The organism is Opitutales bacterium (genome assembly GCA_013215165.1).
Taxonomy (GTDB): Bacteria; Verrucomicrobiota; Verrucomicrobiia; order Opitutales; family JABSRG01; genus JABSRG01.
In genome coordinates, this window is record JABSRG010000043.1 from 1 (window position 1) to 16,604 (window position 16,604).

Genomic DNA, 16,604 nt, shown 5'->3' on the forward strand with positions numbered 1-16,604 from the left:
GATGGCGGTGTGCACTTGTATAATTCAAATCCGATGGTGCATTCCGTGGATCGTTTTGTTCTCAGAGGAGGGCGACAGACTATTACTTTAGGTAACCCACGGGGTGGTATATTTGTGGAGTTGGTGATACGCACTACCGAGGTTGCGGATTTGTCGGTGCATAGCATCCGCATGCTGTCACGCCAGGTGCTTTTGAATGAGGCTCGGGTGGCGCAATTTTCTTCCGGCGATGCTGACTTTGATTGGGCATGGGACAAAAGCCTTCACACCCTGGAATCGGGAACAGATGATGCCTACTCAGACTGCCCATGGCGGGAGCGCGGCACTTATATCGGAGATTGCTTGGTCAATCTGCATTTACACGAGCAGGTTTCAGCGGATTTTTCTTTGGCCCGGCGCACATTTCAAATGTTTGGTGAAGGACAACATGAGGACGGAGAGTTGAAAGGTACGTTACCCTCGGTTGTTCCAGCCTGGCTTCGTGACGGCCATGAAGATTTTACGTTCATTTGGGTCATTGGACTCAGGGACTATTGGACGCATACTGGGGACCTCAGTTTGGTCGAGGAAATGTGGGACCGTGTGTTGAGACTCTGGGAGAGCCCAGCTTGGTTGATGAATTCAAAGGGGTTGCTCGATCTTAGTGCAGGGCGCCACTCCAGATGTTTCATCGATTGGGGGAAAGATGGAAAACAAAAGGAGGGTAAGAGTCATTTGCCGGCTAATATGTTTCGCTTGGAAGCATTAAAGGCGACCGCTCAGATGGCAGCGTTACTACAAAAGCATGATCTTGCCGAACTTTACGCTGACCAAGCCAAGGCTGCTTCGGAAACCCTGCTACGCGTGCTTTGGAACGAGGAATTAGGCAGGTTCAATCAGGCTGAAAACGACGCTAGCTTGCCCATTCATGGAAATGTGCTGGCTCTCTCCTTTGGCTTGGGTGATTGCGAGCGTATTCTAGAGTTTTTGGAACCGCATCTTCGTTCAAACTTTGAGCGTGGTATTGAAGACGAGAAGCCTTACTTAGAGCTGTATTTTCAAAGCTACCTCTACCCTGCACTTGCGAAGATGGGGCGCACTGATTTAGCGGAATTGATGATCAGTCACCACTACGGTTTTCTGCGCAGCTTGGATAAGCCCACCTTGAACGAATGCTTTGGGCGTGCCCACAGAGGGGTAGGCAGTTGCTGTCATAGTTGGAGTGGGGCTGCTGGGGTGTATATTCATCGTTTTATTATCGGCCTCAGGCTTGTGGAAGCGGGTAGGCCTAATCATCTGATTCTGGATCCAAAAACCACAGCCATTGATTCAATATCGGCGGTGCTCCCCCGTCAGGACGGTGAAATTCGTATTGAGTGGAAGCGTAATGCAGAAGGTATCATTGAAGCGAAAGTCGAGAAGCCATCGTCTGTGACGATTGAGTTTGCGGATGGAGTGGTTGATGCAGGCGCTTTGATCGATAGCTGAAGTTTCTTCCTATTAACCAGCTGAGGGAAGCTCCAGGCTCCCGCTAGTGTCACTGAGCGAGATGTAGCCCGGGCGTCCGAGCTATTTGCAAAGCGGCGCGTTGTTTGCTCATTATATGGCATGAATCTGACTCAAGTGAGGGAATATACCCGAATGCAGCCGGACACTAAACTGCGATCTGGTGACCAATTTCTTTCGGGTGGCACCTGGCTGTTTTCTGCTCCCCATCCGGAAGCGTTGCGTTTAGTGGATTTAACTGATGACGCTGCTGAGCCGAGTTGGGAAGAAGGGTCTGGGTTGGCTTTGCCCGCTGCCCTGAGGTTGGGGAACTTGAGTCGTTGGGCTGCGGCAAGTGACCTTGAAGCAGCTGGACTGTTTGTCGCAGGAATCAATGGGTTATCCTCTTCGTGGAAGATCATTGAGCGTTCTACAGTGGGAGGAAATATTGGTCTTTCTTTGGCAAAAGGTGCGATGACGCCCCTGTGCCTCGCATTGGATGGTATTTATGAATTGGAGGGTCCTGATGAAGCAAAGCGCGTGGTGTCGGCAGAGAATTTTCAGACGGGAAGTATGTGTAATGTGCTCATGCCACAAGAGTATGTGAGGCGTGTGCTCATACCTGCTTCGGCAATGCATCAAGCATGGGCTTTGGAACGGATTACCATGACTGCCGGGAGTCATGTAGCCACTAATGTGATTGGCACTTGGGATCCATCAACGGGCCAATTCAGTCTCACGATTTCAGCAGTCTTAACCTTTCCGGTGCGCATAGATTTCTCGACTCCACCCGCAGACATTAAGTCTATTCATGATGCCATAGACGCACGCCTTCAGGGTAATGATTACATGGATGATCAACATGGTTCGGCACCTTATCGTCATGCCATGGCACGTTATCTTGCAGAGCGTGTGCTCGCGAAATTATCACCACGATGGAACTAGGTCTAAACGGTAAGCAGGTCACTTTTGCACCGCGTCCTGGCCAGTCTCTTTTGTCTGTTCTTAGGGAGCATGGTATCACGGGACCCCGTAAGGGTTGTGACGCTGGGGACTGTGGCTGTTGTACGGTATTACTTAACGGTGAGGCGGTTCAGAGCTGCATCACCCCTGCCCGCCAGTGTGAAGATGGTGATATCGCAACCGTTGAATCGCTTGCCCAAGGCAAAGTTCTCTCATCGATCCAGGAACATTTTTTAAACGCGCAAGGTTTTCAGTGCGGCTATTGCACCGCTGGCTTCGTGACCACTCTGTCCGCTGAGAACCTACCCGATCACCTGGATGAACAGTCGATGCTCAAGGGTAATTATTGCCGTTGCACGGGTTATGGATCGATTCGCGATGCGTTAGCGGGGACCTGTAATATCGAAATAGACACGCCGGGACAATCTGTGGGTAAATCTTTGCCGAGTCACTACGGCAAAGAAATCCTGACCGGAAAGCCTGCCTTTACCTCCGACTTCCTAGAGCCGGGAACGGTTTTCATCAAAATGCTCCGCTCGCCGCATGCGCACGCCCGAATTATTGACATCGATGCTCGAGCTGCGCTGAAGATGGATGGAGTGGTTGCGGTCTTCACTCATAAGGATGTGCCCAAGACCTATTATTCAACGGCCTGTCATCCCTCTCCCGCGAAAGATCCCTTAGATACACGTATGCTAGACGACGTAGTACGCTATGTTGGTCAGCGTGTGGCTGCTGTAGTGGCCGAGAATGAGGACACCGCGGCAGAAGCACTCAAGCGAATCGAAGTAAGTTATGAGGTCTTGCCACATGTGTTGACTGCAAAAGAGGCGCTCGAAGCTAGGGCGCCAAAGGTGCATCCCGAACAAGGGAAAGCTAAGATCTTTGATGCATCGTCGAATTTAGCGGCGCAGCTTGAAGATGAACGAGGAGATTTTGATTATGCCTTCAACTCGGCGAAGCACCAGATTTCGCTCACTGTAACGACTCCGCGCCAACAACATACTCATTTGGAGCCCCATGTTGCTACCGCGTGGGTGGATGAGGACGATGTCCTAAATGTTCGCTCGAGCACGCAGGTCCCCTTCTTGGCCCGAGAGACGCTCAGTAGACTTTTGGAATTACCGGAAGAAAAAATCCGCGTGTTTAAGCCACGAGTCGGGGGAGGTTTTGGAAACAAGCAGGAAGTGCAGGCTGAAGACATGGTAGCTTTTGCTGCATTGAAACTGGGCCGGACGGTGCATTGGGAGTATACGCGTGAAGAGGAGTTTGTAGCATCTTCTACGCGGCATGCCACGGAGATAACTATTCGTGCTGGAGCGGATGCAGATGGAAAACTGGTGGCGCTTTCGATGGATTATCTCGCCAACACAGGAGCCTATGGAAACCACTCCATGGACATCCTCTATTGTTCCTCATTTGAAGCCCTTGCTGCTTACCGATGTCCGAATAAAAAACTGCTGGGCCGTTCGGTCTACACCCATACCGTTCCGGGCGGTGCTTTCCGAGGCTATGGTGGTACCCAGGCGACTTTCGCAGTAGAGAGTGCCTTACATGATTTAGCTGAATTGGGTGGCTGGGATCCGGAAACCTTTGTTTGTCAAAACCTGGTTCGGCCCGGCGACCCGCTGAATATTGGGAATGAGGACGCTCCGCATCACGCTATCGGTAGCTACGGCGTTGACGCGTGCATGGAGTGGGTCCAGGGCCAGCTCGAAAAGCCCGAAAGACCCGCAGATCTTGGGCCTGAATGGAAGACTGGAAAGGGCACTGCAGTGGCCATGCTTGCATCGGGTATTGCAGTCACTCATGAGTCGCGAGCTCGAGTGAGCTTCCATCCCAACACAGGGCGTTTTACCCTGTTTGTGGGTACTGCCGATATCGGAACAGGCTCCGATACTTCATTGCGGCAAATCGCCGCAGATGTGTTGGACACACAGGTCTGTATGATCGATCTCGTCGCTGCAGACACATCCCAAACCCCCTACGACGGCGGAGCCTATGCTTCTTGTACGATTTTCATCGCGGGAAATGCTGTAAAACGTGCTGCTGAAGATCTTAAATCTAAATTGATCAAAGGGTCTGACCAGGTCTTGGAGGGTTCAGGAAGCTATCGGGCGGACCCGGTGCCCATGTCGTTTGCTGTGAATGGGGTGCATCTGGCGGTAAACGAGATAACGGGGCATATTAAGCTCCTCGATATCTTCCAGGCGGTCGATATCGGTCAGCGTATTAATCCCCAATTCTGCAAAGGGCAGGTAGAGGGCGCGACGGCCCAGGCTATAGGTTTGTGCCAATTCGAAGAGCTACTTGTCTTAGAAGACGGTCGAATCAGGAATGCCGCGTTGCGGGATTATCGCATCCCTCAAATCGGTGATGTGCCGCCTGTTCAAACACACTTTGTTGAGCGCCCCGACCCCTATGGGCCACATGGGGCGAAGGCAGTCGGTGAATTGACGATCAATTCTTTCCCGCCAGCCTTCGGTAACGCCGTGAAACATGCACTCGGTCGACGGTTCACGAGTCTACCGATGACCCCGTCTAAGGTGTGGGAAACGCTGCATGGAGCTGACTTTGATGCCGAGGCTTTGCACATTGAGCCTGCTCCGGGCGTGAATCACTGATTCCCAGAGTCAAATTTTCTCTTAACCCGAGCTAAATGCTGCGTATATAGACGAGAGTATCCCTCTCTGGCGCTCGCCATTTGATTAATTTATGAAAACTACCCGTCTTACACATACTCTGGCAACGGCATCGGTCTTTGCTTCGTCTCTTTTAATCGCACAATCGGGTGCCGAGTCGGAATCGCTTTTCGACTCGGTTGCTGAAGAACTTCGAACGGGGGGATCCGTGTTCGTCTACATGGATATGGAGGGAGTCGTCGATACTGTCGGAGACTGGACGACGACTTTTTATCAAAAACTCTCAGCGTCAGACCCGGCGCAGTATCCACCTATCCCCATCGATTTCAAATCCCAGCTTCGGACGCTTGGGTTGGGACAATTGAAAGCTTACGGGTTAAGCTACGGCCAGGGGGAAGATGGTATCTATGAAAACCGCTCGCTCTTGCTGACCGAGGGAGAGCCCAGTGGATTGCTTTCAATCTACGGAAGTGAGAATACGAGCTTCGATATTGTGGATATTGCTCCGGCAGACAGTGATCTGGTGTTTGACATGCAGCTGGATATTGGTGCCGTTGAAACCACAGTCCGCGACATTGCCGCAAGTATCATGGGGCCAATGGGACCTGGTTTAATTGATGCGACGCTCATGAACCCCATGACGCCTTCTGGGTTGACTGGAAAAGACATCATAGCGGCGCTGTCTACGCGCTTTTCTGGTTTTGTGGATTTTGGAAACCTTGAAGCCGTCGAGAATGGTATGGAAAACCTGCAAGAGTTGAATGCCTCGGCATACATCAAAATAGTCGGGGCAGCCAACACGCTGGAAGCAATTGCAGGTCTCGTAGGCGCGGAAATCACCCCGTCTGACGAGCCAGGTATCGCCCAAGTTGTGACACTCGATATGCTGGAAATGATGCTGGGTAAGCCATTTTACTTGTTCAGCGCCGATGCAGGAAATTTGATTTTCGCAGAGAGCCTAGCCGAGCCGAAGTCCTCCACGACAAGCGTCAGTGGTCTAGATTCATTTAAGAAGCTCGCCGAGGGGCTCCCTGAAGAAGGCTCAATGTTTGTATATTACAGCGAAAAACTTGAACAGGCTCAGGCAATTCAAGCGAAAATGATGGCCTCAGGCTCAGATAATCCCGTGATCCAGGAGCTGTTCCGTCTAGTGGATACCCAGTCAGGTAGTGGTGCGGCGGTAGTAGAGATCCGCGATGACGGCATCTACTCTGTAAGTCGGTCCACAAACTCCCTCGGTCAGCAGCTCGTAGTCACCATGGCTACGGCAATGGCTCCTGCACTCGTTAGTAATAATGCCATAGCTGATATGGCCTCAGGTAAGGCTATCGAAAACAACCTGAGGATGATCCTTGCCGCAGGGAATCAGTATATGCTCGAGAATGGTACTGATACAGCGACCTATCAGCAGATACTCGATGGAACCTATTTTGAGCCTATTGAATCCGTCCGTGGAGAGACCTATGATGATATCGTTGTCGATAGTGGTGGGGGAATCCTTGTGGTGATCACGGAAGATGGTGAGGTGATTTCATTGGAATACTAGGATCTAAAGGAGATCACAGCCACCCCATAGGGTTTCGACATTTCACTGAACTTCTAACTTCTTATGTCTTCGAGAATTAGAGGGCTCTCTGGTGCTGTAAAATTCGATTCTCTAGCGGTTGAACGCTTTGCCATTCCAATGTGAGGCTGGAACGTCGTAGCGCCATGCTGTTTGCTGATGAGTCATTTTTTCTTTCGTCGAACGCTGAGGTCAATGACGCTGATGGAAGTCTTTTCTCGCTTGGAACCAAAACCTTTCTCCCATGCCCTAATCGCCAATCACGCCAGAAACATCTGCGTTTAGTGCATCGGCTTCTTGTTCGCCCTGCTTTCGAGAGTATCAATAATCCATGAATTCAGACTCTTCCTGTCTTTCTTAGACTGTATATAGATCTGCCTGTGCAAATCGGGGTCGAGACGTAGTGTAAGCTTACCCGAAAAAGGCTTCTCTGGCTCGTCGCCACGTTCTGCACAAAAATCAAGATAATCATCAACAGAATCTTGAAACTCTTTTTTGAGCCCTTCGACGCTATCTGCTTGAAATGTAATAACATCCCTAAGATCGATTACTTCCCCATGAAAGATCTCGGCTTCGTCATCAAAAGTCACCGATCCTGTATATCCCTTATATTCCATGTTCAACTCCTGCTGACTCTAGATAATTTCTGACCGACTTAACCGCCCCTTTATCGGTCTCTTTCTGTGGATGGGGCCGATGAAACACAGCACGCACTCCATTCAAATAAATTCGTACCCGAGACCCCCGCCCTTCTGTAACCTCTGCACCTAGGGCCTTCATCATGGATTCGACATCTTTACAAGGAATGTCAGATCGTTCGGGTCTCTCGAAAATCTTCTGGATCGTAGCTTTGTGCCTTCGATTCACAAATTAAATGGTGGCACATAAAGACACCATGTCAAGCTTTCCGGCGAACGATGAGATGCCTTGACGGCGGCTTTAGCCGACATCGGGGCCACCGGCTGGATATAGGTGGCCGCTGGCGTGGGATTCGGTGAAGGAGGGGTGGAGCGGATAGATGATCGAGCCGCGGAAGGCGCAGAAAGGATGCGGAAACAGTTTCTTTGCGGGGGTGTTGGGAAGATGCTCTTCTACCACGCACGAAACACGGATTTGGTTGAGAAACACTTACTTTCGTGGGCTGATTCCCGGGACAATATTTCGTCGATTACGAAAAATACGGAGAAGAAAAACTCTGCGTTAAGACGAACTGATTCTGCTGTAAAGAGGCTATTCTCTCTTATCCCATATCGTAGAGTGTAGCCGACGCCTAGGCGCAGCCTAGGTGTTGGCTATCACGACTGGTTGGCTGTTTATTCGCCGTAGTGGGTCCACATTCGGACAATCTTCACTATTTTTTCTTCTTCGTAAACTTGGTAGACGATTCTGTGCTGAATGTTGATTCGTCGAGAATACGCCCCCTGCAAATCTCCAACCAGTGCTTCGTATTCCGGTGGTTTTTGGAATGGGTCTTTCTTCAGGATATCGAGCAGATCAATCGCTTTCTGTTTTAGGTTATTCCGAGAAATTTTCTTTGCGTCTTTTTGAGCCTGCTTGGTGTATACGAGCTTATATTCTACCATTCGATTGAATCGCTACATTCTTCTATGTTCTTTTTCATTCCCTTTTTGATGGAGTCGACCATGCCTGGAATTGTGCTTAGATGAATGGTCTCGGAAATCGCTCTCCAGTCGTCTTCTGATACCAAGACTGCATTACCTCGCTTGCCTGTGATTTGTATTGGAATGTGGGATTCATTCGCTTCGTCGATCAGGCTGTAGAGATTATTCCTTGCACTGGTTGCTGTAATAGTAGTCATAGAATGGAACGTGCGCAAAAGCGTGCGTGTGTCAATTTTTCTTTTAGCCAACGGTGAGGTGCTCCGATGGCGGCGTTAGTCGACATTGGGGTCACCGGCTGGATATGGGTGGCCGGTGGCGTGAGATTGGGTGAAGGAGTGGTGTGTCATGTCGCTTACTGTTGGAACTTCAGCAGAGTCAGGTTTCGACTGATATCCGGCGGGGAAATACAGGCCTTTTCTCCGTGCCTTGGCGCCTCCGTGAGAGATTTTTGGCGACGGATCGGTCGGAGCGATAGATGATCGAGCTGCGGAATGCGCAGAAAGGACGCGGAAACAGTTTCTTTGCGCCTTGAGCGAGCGGGTGTTGGAAGATGCTCTTTTACCACGGATGAAACACGGATGTGGGTGAGAAACACTTACTTTCGTGGGCTGATTCTTGGGACAATATTTCGTCGGATGCGGAAAAAATATACTCTGCGTTAAGACGAACTGATTCTGCTGGAAAGAGGCTATTCTCTTTGACCCCATATCCAGCCGGTGGCGTGGGCATTGAATTATAAATTCGGTACTACACAGCAAACCGGAGACACAATTTACATACTCGGCACCCGAGCGATTTGCAATCCTTTCGCGCGCAAGAAACCTATAATCTCCTCCGAGTGCATCACCCACAAATCTCCTGGGTCGATACTTAAGGTCTGGCCATCTTGATAAGATAAAACCCACAACTCGTAGTCTCTCCCTTTCCGATCCTTTGCGGTCGTTACTGCAATCGACGAAACCTCAGAATAATCAAAACCTTTCACCGTTCGCGAAAACCAAAAGCCGGTACTCTGATACAATGATTCTTCATTTAATTCTACCTTGTCGATAGCTATTGAAGGAGCAAAGATTCCCGCCGAGAGAACGCATATCGCTAATGCGACAATTGAAACTCGCGAAGGAAATCTCTTTCGTGCAAGATATACACCTATCGTTCCAGATAAGAGCGCTACCGCGATCGGAATCGTAACGATATAGAACGGAAATGTATAGATCATACTTTCTGCAGAACGTAGAGAGTAGCCGCATCTAGGCGCAGCCTAGGTGTTGGCTATCTCGACTGGTTAGGTCGTTCTTTCTTGGTTGTTTAATTGCCAACTAGCTCAAATGAGTCCTGAGGTAGAAATTCTAGCCCGGATTTTGCATAAAAAAGTATCGTGAATTACGATTAAATCACTGAAATTCAGTGAATAACAAAACAAAAACAACCACAACCTACGATGACAAAAGGTAAACAGCTCGAACTTCCTGGCACAAGAGTCAAAGGACGCAAAATTTCACTCGATTTCCAGAGTGCAGACGTCACCTCAGATGCAGGATTTATGCTCCTGCGCTCTGCTGAGGAGCGCATCGGGATCTTTTCCCGTGTCGAAGGCGGTATCGTGGATAAACGACAACCCAGTAAGCTGATCCACAAAGCTTCTACTATGATGCGTCAACGAGTCATGGTACGAAGACCTTAACGATGCAGACACTCTCAGGTATGATCCCCTGCACCAGTCCTCGGCCAACACAGATACACAGATGGCCAGCACTGCAACCCTCTGCCGATTCGAGCAACAGCAAGACCATTCTACCGCATGGGCCGTCAATGCTGCCCTCGTAGACACCTTCATTGCGCGTCAGAAAGAGCGTCATCGAGACACTGTTCCTAAAGAGCTTATCCTCGACTTCGATGCCACCGACGACCCCGTCCACGGCGAGCAACAGGGCCGCTTTTTCCATGGCTACTATGGCCACTATTGCTTCCTTCCTCTGTATGTCTTCTGCGGTGAGCACCTACTCTGCGCCTACCTTCGGCAAGCTAATCAGGATGCCGCAACGCATTCAGCAGCCATCCTCAAATTGCTTGCTCAACGTTTACGTCAAGAATGGCCAAACGTGCGCATCATCTTCCGTGCTGACAGCGGCTTTTGCCGCGAGCGTAACGATGTCGACTATGTCGTCGGATTGGCTAAAAATCCCGCCCTCTTCCGAGAGGCCGCATTATATATGGAGTGGGCCGAGGCTAAAGCACTCCATAATAAAACTAAGGAGCGCATATACGGAGGTGTTATTTATGGAGCCGCCACCTGGAGCTGTAAGCGACATGTCATCGTTAAAGCAGAGCATGGCCCCCAAGGTTCCAACCCCCGCTTCGTTGTGAGCAGTCTGAGTGACCCGAAGTTCGATGACAAAGATGTCTACGAGAAGGTATACTGTGCTCGCGGTGAAATGGAAAACCGGATCAAAGAACAGCTTCAGCTCTTTAGTGATCGCACGAGTTCGGAAGGCTGGTGGACGAACCCATGGCGTATGCTGCTGAGTGCCTTGGCATACACGATCACCCAGGCGCTCAGAGAGATTGGATTATACGGAACCGAGCTTTGCCGTGCCCAGTGCTCCTCCATCCGTAGTAAGTTGATCAAAGTGGGAGCGGTCATTGTGCGCAATAGCCGTCGCATTCATCTGAGTCTGAGTAGCGGCTATCCTTTAAAAAGCCTATGCTTCGAATCGCTGACAACTTGAATATAAGACCTGGGTAGTCAGCCAGTGCCAAGATGAGCATGGCGCGTCCAAGCAGAATCGGGAAACATGGAAAGGGGGCAATGTGTCCAGCGGTCGCCAAAAATCGGGGAAAACCATGAAAGCAAGCAAGGAAGCCCGGCAAGAAGACATTTTTATTGTCAATCCTGAACTGTCGACATGTTCATGCAAAATCCGGGCTAGGGCGGTCGAGTGCAACGACTGGTTAGTCATTTGATGCTATGTAGATTACCGATATACGGATCACTATGATAGCCACACCATAGAACGAGCTTGGCCCGAGCAGCTTTTAGAGCCTCGGTGTGAGCCTCAGAATTAGCTATATTTAACAGTTCACCAGGGTCAGACTCATGATCAAACAACATCTCCCATACAGCTCCAGTGTCATCAGTGTAGTGCTCATATTTAAAATTATCAAAGTACAATGCTCTACCCGAAACACCAAATGGCTGATCCCTCACGCCAAGCGTCATTTCGATGCCAATGTAATCCCTCCAGGGCTGATCGCCTGAAAGCATAAGGGGTGTAACACTGGAGCCCAACAACAGCTGCTGATCTGACTCAACCCTTACCCCAGCGATTCCTGCAACGGTGGGAAGAAGGTCGATTCCGGTATTAACTAGCTCTTGATGGTCAGATCTTTGATAACCATGCTCTTTCGCTGGACACACAATCAATGGAACCGAAGTGCATTCTTTGAATAATACGCTCTTCTGATTCCAGCCATGCGCAGCTGCCCCATCACCATGGTCACTCAAAAATACAATTGCAGTATTATTATGATAATCGGATGTATCAATCGCGTGCATAATCTTTCCGATCTGTTCATCCGCTTTCTCTACCAAACGGTAATAAGCCCACAGATACTCTTGCCACTCCTTGCGAGACCAATCATGCGTGGGAAAAACACGAGGGTTTGAGATTTGGAACTCTCGTATAAAAGAGGGCTCATCTGGACAGAATGAAACATTCTTGGGTAGCGGAGGCAGAGAGTCACTGTGAGGAGGGGGAATATCGGCATCAGGGAGTTCATCGCCTCTCGCCCACTCGCATATGTTATGTGGATTATTCAGCGAACACACGAGAAAGAATGGCTCTTCGCGATTTTGATGAATGAAATCAATGCAGGCGTTTGTTACAAGTTGGTCCTGGCCATTTCCAGACGTATATTCGATAGTCTGAAAACCGTGGGTTTCTGTATCTGTATGCGGGTGAGCCACATGCCATTTGCCAAAGTATGCTGTTTTAAATCCATTTGACTGCATAACCTTACCCAGCCAGGCCCGATCGCTTAGTCGTAAACCACTCCGTGGTGGCTGATTAAGAAATGCCCCATTGGTACTAGGGAGAGACCCAGTCATCATACTGCATCTTGATGGACCACATATTGGCTGTGAACAGTGGGCTCGGTGAAAATTTGCCCCACGCTTTACAAGCCTATCAATCGCAGGAGTACTTAGATGCTCATGACCATACGCGCTGATCAAATCAGAGTTCATCTGATCAACGATGAATAGGACTACGTTATTTTTCATGATGCGCCAAGAGACTGCGAATGTATGACTAACGACAAGGTCAGACGCGGAGGCCGAGCGCGGAGCGCTTGGCCGGAGTTGTCTGTACCGCCTGGTTAAGTACTCTCTCTTTGGTTACGTTCTCCTTCAAAGCACTCGTGAAGAATTCAATTAGCCGTCTATTCTGTATGTTCGTGCTTTGCCTATCCAGCATGTGGCCCTGTCCCGGGTAGTAGTGCACCTCCGAGTCTCGCCCATTTTCTCTCAGTCTGGATTCGAGATTCCTCGTCCTGTCTACGCTCCAGATCTCGTCCTTGCCCCCATGACTGAGAAAAAGTCTGCCTTCTTATTTTTCGATTGGAATAGGGGTATCCGGCTGAACGTGCTCGTATGATCCTCTCCATTTCCAAGGCTTTTTTCCTTCTTTGGTTTCGTCGCCAGTATTGACGAATGGTCCGGCCACGACGTCCGATGCGGCGTGTGCTACGACGGCTTCCGGAACCCAGCTTTTGGATTCCGACATGAGGCTGGCTAGGAGAAGGGCTTGTTCGGCTCCTCGAGATACGCCAAAAAGTCCAGTTGGGCTACCTTTACAGATGGAAGTGGCGAAGCCGCCATACTGTGCTAGCCACAGGGACCTCATATGGCTCCATCCTGAAGCGCCGCCTTCGCTACCGTGAAGAACTAGTATTCCAGGTGGAGACTCCAAGCCAACAGGCATGAAAACGGTCCCGTTGTTTGGGGCTTCTTTGATCTCCACTTCAAATGTCATTTTCTACTTAACGCTGAGGTGCTCCGATGGCGGCGTTAGCCGACATTGGGGCCACCGGCTGGATATGGGTGGTCGGTGTCGTGGAATTGAGTGAAGGGGTGGTGCGTCATGCCGCTTACTGTTGGAACCTGAGCAGGTTCAAGTCTCGATTGATATCCGGCGGGGAAATACTGGCAAAACTTTTCTCCATGCCTTGGCGCCTCCGTGAGAGATTTCAGGCGACGGATCGGTCGGAGCGATAGATGATCGTGCCGCGGAGGGCGCAGAAAGGACGCGGAAACAGTTTCTTTGCGTCTTGAGCGAACGCAGCGAGTGGGCGTGAAGAAGATACTCTTTTGCCACGAATAAAACACGGATTTGGTTGAGAAACACTTACTTTCGTGGGCTGATTCTTGGGACAATATTTCGTCGGATGCGGAAAATACGAAGAATAAAAATCACGTTAAGACGAACTGATTTTGCTGTAAAGAAGCTATTCTCTCTTATCCCATATCAGCTTATATTATATCAACGAATCGTCCTGATATCTCCGGGGATTCATGTTGGTTGGGGTGTTATGACGGAAGTGGCTGAACATCATGCATTTGGTTGTGTGCTCCGCGTGCGCAGGTTGATAGCCTTTAAAAGTACTTTGGTATATTGGGGCGAGGAAAAAGACAGCGGGAGGTCTTTGGGGAAGAGTCCGCTTGGGCAGGGATGGGCTGTGTTGCAACGGGGAGGCTATGGCTAGTTGGGGTTTCTGGCATTTTGATCTATTCGCTAATGGACGCGAATTAACGCTAATTTTTCCTGCTATCTTCATGCCTTGAGGATTCAGTTCAAATTATCCGTATTTTCGACTTTTCTCCAGAATCGCCGAGGATTGGACAGATGCCGGCCAACGTATATCGCGATTGAACTGCCTGTGGCTCAATTATCATCCAGTATTTTCTTTGTGCCTCTGGTGCCTTGAGCGAAGCGGGCGTGAGGTGATTGCTGTTTCAGCACATATCTTCCAGAAGGGATGGATCTATCTTCGTTGAATTCAGTGCTCTCTCTAAAGGAATTTAAAACACAGAGGGCATGCCGCTGCGTGTGAAGGATCTAGACCTGAAACGAGGGCAGATTCAGGTGAGCCGCCGTCACCACATCCATCCAGATGTCTACTTGAATCAATTCCGCCCTGCGAAAGAACGCGCGGGGATCTCTAAGCGTGTCACCTCCCACGTATTGCGGCACTGTTTTGCGACGCATCTTTTGGAGCAAGGAACGGATATCCGAACGGTGCAGGACCTGTTGGGACACAAAGACGTCAGCACAGCGCAGGTCTATCTGCATGTGATGGCGAAACCTGGCGCAGCATTGCCCGCTCCGTTGGCTGCGTGAGCTGAATAGGACTCTGCGGAAAAAATGAGTAGGGTTTAGACGCGAATTTACGCTAATTGCTTTGTACTCTATATTTTCGCCGAGGGCCCTGTGACACTAATCTTCCACTTTCACGCAGTAAGCAGTTCCAGCGGCCACAGCTAGCCCGGGTGCTAGGATCCAGCCGATGATAGGAATCATGAGGCATAGGCTGAACGCCAGGCCGATGCTCAGTAGCGCCATTCGGTGTTGCCGAGCGAAATCAAAAGTTTGGTCTATGCTGAACTGGCGGCGTTCCAGGCAGGAATCTATGAGACCCAGCGTTGCGAAATAACCATTAGTGAGCAAAAGCGCGAAAAATGAGAGGGGTCCTCCGATAACCGGTATGAGAAGTAAGCCAAGTGATATCAGGACCCATAGCACCCAATAAAATAAAGATCGGACGGTGATGCGTAATGCACGCCAGAGGTCTTGAGCCAAGTGTTTTGCGCTGAATGTTCGAGCAATGGCTCCCTGGAGGTGCGCATCGATCTTTTCCGAGACGAAGCCGAAGACCGGTGCCCACGCGATCATTAGAAACTGAAGTAGGAGGAATAATAGGAGAAAGAATCCCGAGATCCAAAGCATCGCCGCTAGGATTGCTGCAAGGAGCGGAGATTGAGCCCACTCAGGGAGCGTATTTCCGAGCCAGCCAGCAAAATCGAGATACCAGACCCAACTTGCCAGAAGCATGGCGATGAGCCCGAGCATGAGCAATACACCCGGTGCGACGACCCAACGCCAAGTGTGTGTAGCAGACAAGAGTCCTGGTGCGCTCAGGAAGCAGCGGAAGCCTAGGCCGATCTGCTTCATGACGACCCTATTTGCTACCTGGAGTTGTCACTGGAATTGCTTTGAGCTCTGAAGGCAGATTGTCGGGCTGGTAAGTAGGGAAACTGAGCTGAACTAAAGGAGTGAGGGGAGCACTGAATTGCGCCTTACCTTCACTGCGGTCGACTAGCACACCGATATGCTGAACATCTGTCTGTTGAGCGTCTAAGATGTCGAGTGTTTCCTGCACACGTCCGCCCTTCGTGATGACATCTTCGACCACGATTACTTTTTCTCTAGGTGCGAGCTGGAAATTGCGGCGTAGAGCCAAGTCGCCTGCGACTTTTTCAACGAAGATGAATCGCTTTCCGAGCTGGCGCGCTACTTCTTGTCCGATGACTAGGCCTCCCATCGCAGGTGAAACCACGGTCTCACAGTCGATGTCTCCCATGCTTTCGATCATGAGTTCAGCCAGGCGCGTCACCTTGTCGAGGTATTGGCATACTTGAGCACACTGAAAAAAGTGTCCGCTATGTAAGCCACTGCGTAGGATAAAGTGGCCTTCGATGAGCGCTCCTGAATCGCGGAATATCTGAATGATTTCCTCTTGTTTGCTGTCAGTCATTGTGCGGGATACAAGGTATGTTCGCGCAGAATGCAAGTGCGTGGAGACGGTAGGTTTTAGGTTTCATCGATCAAGGCCTCTGAGCTTAGACTGACTTTTCCGAGCTGTTTTAATACGGTCTTCTCGGCCTGTCGCATTAGCATTCGATCAGCTGGATCTATATCGTCTTCGCCAGCAAGGTGTAGCCATCCATGGACAAGGTAGAGTGTGAGTTCTTGAATAAGTGTCGTGTTGTTTGCCTGGTGCACGCGCATGGCCTGGTCCACTGAGACAATGATTTCTCCCGCTATGTTTTCATCGGTGTCTCCTGGGAAAGTGATGACATCGGTGGGAGTGGGGTCATCTAGAAATCGTGCGTGAATCTCGCAGATGGTCGCTTCGTCGACGAGGGCGATAGACAACTCACCGTCTGGAATAGACCATCTGATTTCATCCAGGCTATCGAGCCTCTCAAAAAGCTCTTTCACCGAAACGGTGTCGACGCAGTCGAACTGCTCGGCCACGGAGACTTCTATCTGGCGCTTTACAGGCTCCATG

The 16,604-nt window shown here is 50.2% G+C and carries 18 protein-coding genes; 7 read left to right on the plus strand and 11 right to left on the minus strand.

All coding sequences use genetic code 11. The annotated features are described in order from the left end of the window. The 4 genes from HRU10_10230 to HRU10_10245 form a co-directional block, all read left to right on the plus strand. Positions 1-1,467: hypothetical protein (locus HRU10_10230; GenBank protein NRA27610.1), on the plus strand; the 1,467-nt coding region annotated here is incomplete at its 5' end. Between the two features lie 153 nt (positions 1,468-1,620). After that, entirely contained in the window at positions 1,621-2,409 is a 789-nt protein-coding gene (locus tag HRU10_10235; protein ID NRA27611.1) for an FAD binding domain-containing protein, read from the plus strand. Next, positions 2,400-5,051 carry a molybdopterin-dependent oxidoreductase gene (locus HRU10_10240; GenBank protein ID NRA27612.1) on the plus strand — a complete coding sequence of 884 codons (2,652 nt, stop codon included), beginning with the start codon at positions 2,400-2,402 and terminating at the stop codon, positions 5,049-5,051. The genes HRU10_10235 and HRU10_10240 overlap by 10 nt, the downstream gene beginning before the upstream one ends. Positions 5,052-5,142: 91 nt before the next feature. Continuing rightward, a complete protein-coding gene (locus HRU10_10245) occupies positions 5,143-6,615 on the plus strand; it encodes a hypothetical protein (GenBank protein NRA27613.1) in 1,473 nt (490 codons plus the stop codon). Between the two features lie 299 nt (positions 6,616-6,914). Here the strand turns inward: HRU10_10245 and HRU10_10250 are convergent, their stop codons facing one another. The 5 genes from HRU10_10250 to HRU10_10270 all read right to left on the minus strand — a co-directional run bounded on the left by HRU10_10250 (position 6,915) and on the right by HRU10_10270 (position 9,474). Further along, positions 6,915-7,250 (minus strand): type II toxin-antitoxin system HicB family antitoxin, encoded by a 336-nt coding sequence (locus HRU10_10250; protein ID NRA27614.1) that lies wholly within the window; start codon positions 7,248-7,250, stop codon positions 6,915-6,917. Beyond that, positions 7,240-7,500, minus strand: a complete 261-nt coding sequence (locus tag HRU10_10255) for a type II toxin-antitoxin system HicA family toxin (protein ID NRA27615.1) — start codon at positions 7,498-7,500, stop codon at positions 7,240-7,242. The genes HRU10_10250 and HRU10_10255 overlap by 11 nt, the downstream gene beginning before the upstream one ends. Positions 7,501-7,946: 446 nt before the next feature. Next, positions 7,947-8,216 (minus strand): Txe/YoeB family addiction module toxin, encoded by a 270-nt coding sequence (locus HRU10_10260; protein ID NRA27616.1) that lies wholly within the window; start codon positions 8,214-8,216, stop codon positions 7,947-7,949. Beyond that, positions 8,210-8,452: a type II toxin-antitoxin system Phd/YefM family antitoxin gene (locus HRU10_10265; protein ID NRA27617.1), complete on the minus strand. Its 243-nt coding sequence runs from the start codon at positions 8,450-8,452 to the stop codon at positions 8,210-8,212. The genes HRU10_10260 and HRU10_10265 overlap by 7 nt, the downstream gene beginning before the upstream one ends. A gap of 575 nt (positions 8,453-9,027) precedes the next feature. After that, the gene (locus HRU10_10270) at positions 9,028-9,474 is read right to left on the minus strand and encodes a hypothetical protein (GenBank protein ID NRA27618.1); all 447 of its coding nucleotides are present in this window, start codon (positions 9,472-9,474) and stop codon (positions 9,028-9,030) included. A gap of 222 nt (positions 9,475-9,696) precedes the next feature. Here HRU10_10270 and HRU10_10275 point away from each other — a divergent pair, with 222 nt between their 5' ends. Then, entirely contained in the window at positions 9,697-9,939 is a 243-nt protein-coding gene (locus HRU10_10275; GenBank protein ID NRA27619.1) for a transposase, read from the plus strand. Between the two features lie 28 nt (positions 9,940-9,967). Beyond that, entirely contained in the window at positions 9,968-10,984 is a 1,017-nt protein-coding gene (locus tag HRU10_10280) for an IS1380 family transposase (protein ID NRA27620.1), read from the plus strand. A gap of 227 nt (positions 10,985-11,211) precedes the next feature. On the opposite strand, the gene HRU10_10285 is transcribed toward HRU10_10280, so the two are convergent. From HRU10_10285 to HRU10_10295, 3 genes are read right to left on the minus strand one after another with little or no spacing between them, the layout of a single operon-like run. Then, the gene (locus HRU10_10285) at positions 11,212-12,537 is read right to left on the minus strand and encodes a sulfatase-like hydrolase/transferase (GenBank protein NRA27621.1); all 1,326 of its coding nucleotides are present in this window, start codon (positions 12,535-12,537) and stop codon (positions 11,212-11,214) included. A 40-nt stretch (positions 12,538-12,577) separates the two neighbouring features. Beyond that, positions 12,578-12,823 (minus strand): hypothetical protein, encoded by a 246-nt coding sequence (locus HRU10_10290; GenBank protein NRA27622.1) that lies wholly within the window; start codon positions 12,821-12,823, stop codon positions 12,578-12,580. Between the two features lie 39 nt (positions 12,824-12,862). Continuing rightward, positions 12,863-13,288 (minus strand): hypothetical protein, encoded by a 426-nt coding sequence (locus HRU10_10295; protein NRA27623.1) that lies wholly within the window; start codon positions 13,286-13,288, stop codon positions 12,863-12,865. A 1,062-nt stretch (positions 13,289-14,350) separates the two neighbouring features. Here HRU10_10295 and HRU10_10300 point away from each other — a divergent pair. Beyond that, entirely contained in the window at positions 14,351-14,653 is a 303-nt protein-coding gene (locus HRU10_10300) for a tyrosine-type recombinase/integrase (GenBank protein ID NRA27624.1), read from the plus strand. Positions 14,654-14,749: 96 nt separating this feature from the next. Here HRU10_10300 and HRU10_10305 read toward each other — a convergent pair whose 3' ends face one another. From HRU10_10305 to ybeY, 3 genes are read right to left on the minus strand one after another with little or no spacing between them, the layout of a single operon-like run. Next, entirely contained in the window at positions 14,750-15,484 is a 735-nt protein-coding gene (locus HRU10_10305; GenBank protein ID NRA27625.1) for an EI24 domain-containing protein, read from the minus strand. A 7-nt stretch (positions 15,485-15,491) separates the two neighbouring features. Beyond that, entirely contained in the window at positions 15,492-16,067 is a 576-nt protein-coding gene (locus HRU10_10310; GenBank protein ID NRA27626.1) for an orotate phosphoribosyltransferase, read from the minus strand. Positions 16,068-16,123: 56 nt separating this feature from the next. Beyond that, positions 16,124-16,603: an rRNA maturation RNase YbeY gene (gene ybeY, locus HRU10_10315; protein NRA27627.1), complete on the minus strand. Its 480-nt coding sequence runs from the start codon at positions 16,601-16,603 to the stop codon at positions 16,124-16,126. Position 16,604 lies beyond the last annotated feature (1 nt).

What these genes read in the sequence shown, in the direction of transcription:
- HRU10_10235 (NRA27611.1), top strand. Translation starts at nt 1,621, where the DNA reads ATGCAGCCGGACACTAAACTGCGATCTGGTGACCAATTTCTTTCGGGT.
- HRU10_10240 (NRA27612.1), top strand. Translation starts at nt 2,400, where the DNA reads ATGGAACTAGGTCTAAACGGTAAGCAGGTCACTTTTGCACCGCGTCCT.
- HRU10_10245 (NRA27613.1), top strand. Translation starts at nt 5,143, where the DNA reads ATGAAAACTACCCGTCTTACACATACTCTGGCAACGGCATCGGTCTTT.
- HRU10_10250 (NRA27614.1), bottom strand. Translation starts at nt 7,250, where the DNA reads ATGGAATATAAGGGATATACAGGATCGGTGACTTTTGATGACGAAGCC.
- HRU10_10260 (NRA27616.1), bottom strand. Translation starts at nt 8,216, where the DNA reads ATGGTAGAATATAAGCTCGTATACACCAAGCAGGCTCAAAAAGACGCA.
- HRU10_10265 (NRA27617.1), bottom strand. Translation starts at nt 8,452, where the DNA reads ATGACTACTATTACAGCAACCAGTGCAAGGAATAATCTCTACAGCCTG.
- HRU10_10270 (NRA27618.1), bottom strand. Translation starts at nt 9,474, where the DNA reads ATGATCTATACATTTCCGTTCTATATCGTTACGATTCCGATCGCGGTA.
- HRU10_10275 (NRA27619.1), top strand. Translation starts at nt 9,697, where the DNA reads ATGACAAAAGGTAAACAGCTCGAACTTCCTGGCACAAGAGTCAAAGGA.
- HRU10_10285 (NRA27621.1), bottom strand. Translation starts at nt 12,537, where the DNA reads ATGAAAAATAACGTAGTCCTATTCATCGTTGATCAGATGAACTCTGAT.
- HRU10_10295 (NRA27623.1), bottom strand. Translation starts at nt 13,288, where the DNA reads ATGACATTTGAAGTGGAGATCAAAGAAGCCCCAAACAACGGGACCGTT.
- HRU10_10300 (NRA27624.1), top strand. Translation starts at nt 14,351, where the DNA reads ATGCCGCTGCGTGTGAAGGATCTAGACCTGAAACGAGGGCAGATTCAG.
- HRU10_10305 (NRA27625.1), bottom strand. Translation starts at nt 15,484, where the DNA reads ATGAAGCAGATCGGCCTAGGCTTCCGCTGCTTCCTGAGCGCACCAGGA.
- HRU10_10310 (NRA27626.1), bottom strand. Translation starts at nt 16,067, where the DNA reads ATGACTGACAGCAAACAAGAGGAAATCATTCAGATATTCCGCGATTCA.
- ybeY (NRA27627.1), bottom strand. Translation starts at nt 16,603, where the DNA reads ATGGAGCCTGTAAAGCGCCAGATAGAAGTCTCCGTGGCCGAGCAGTTC.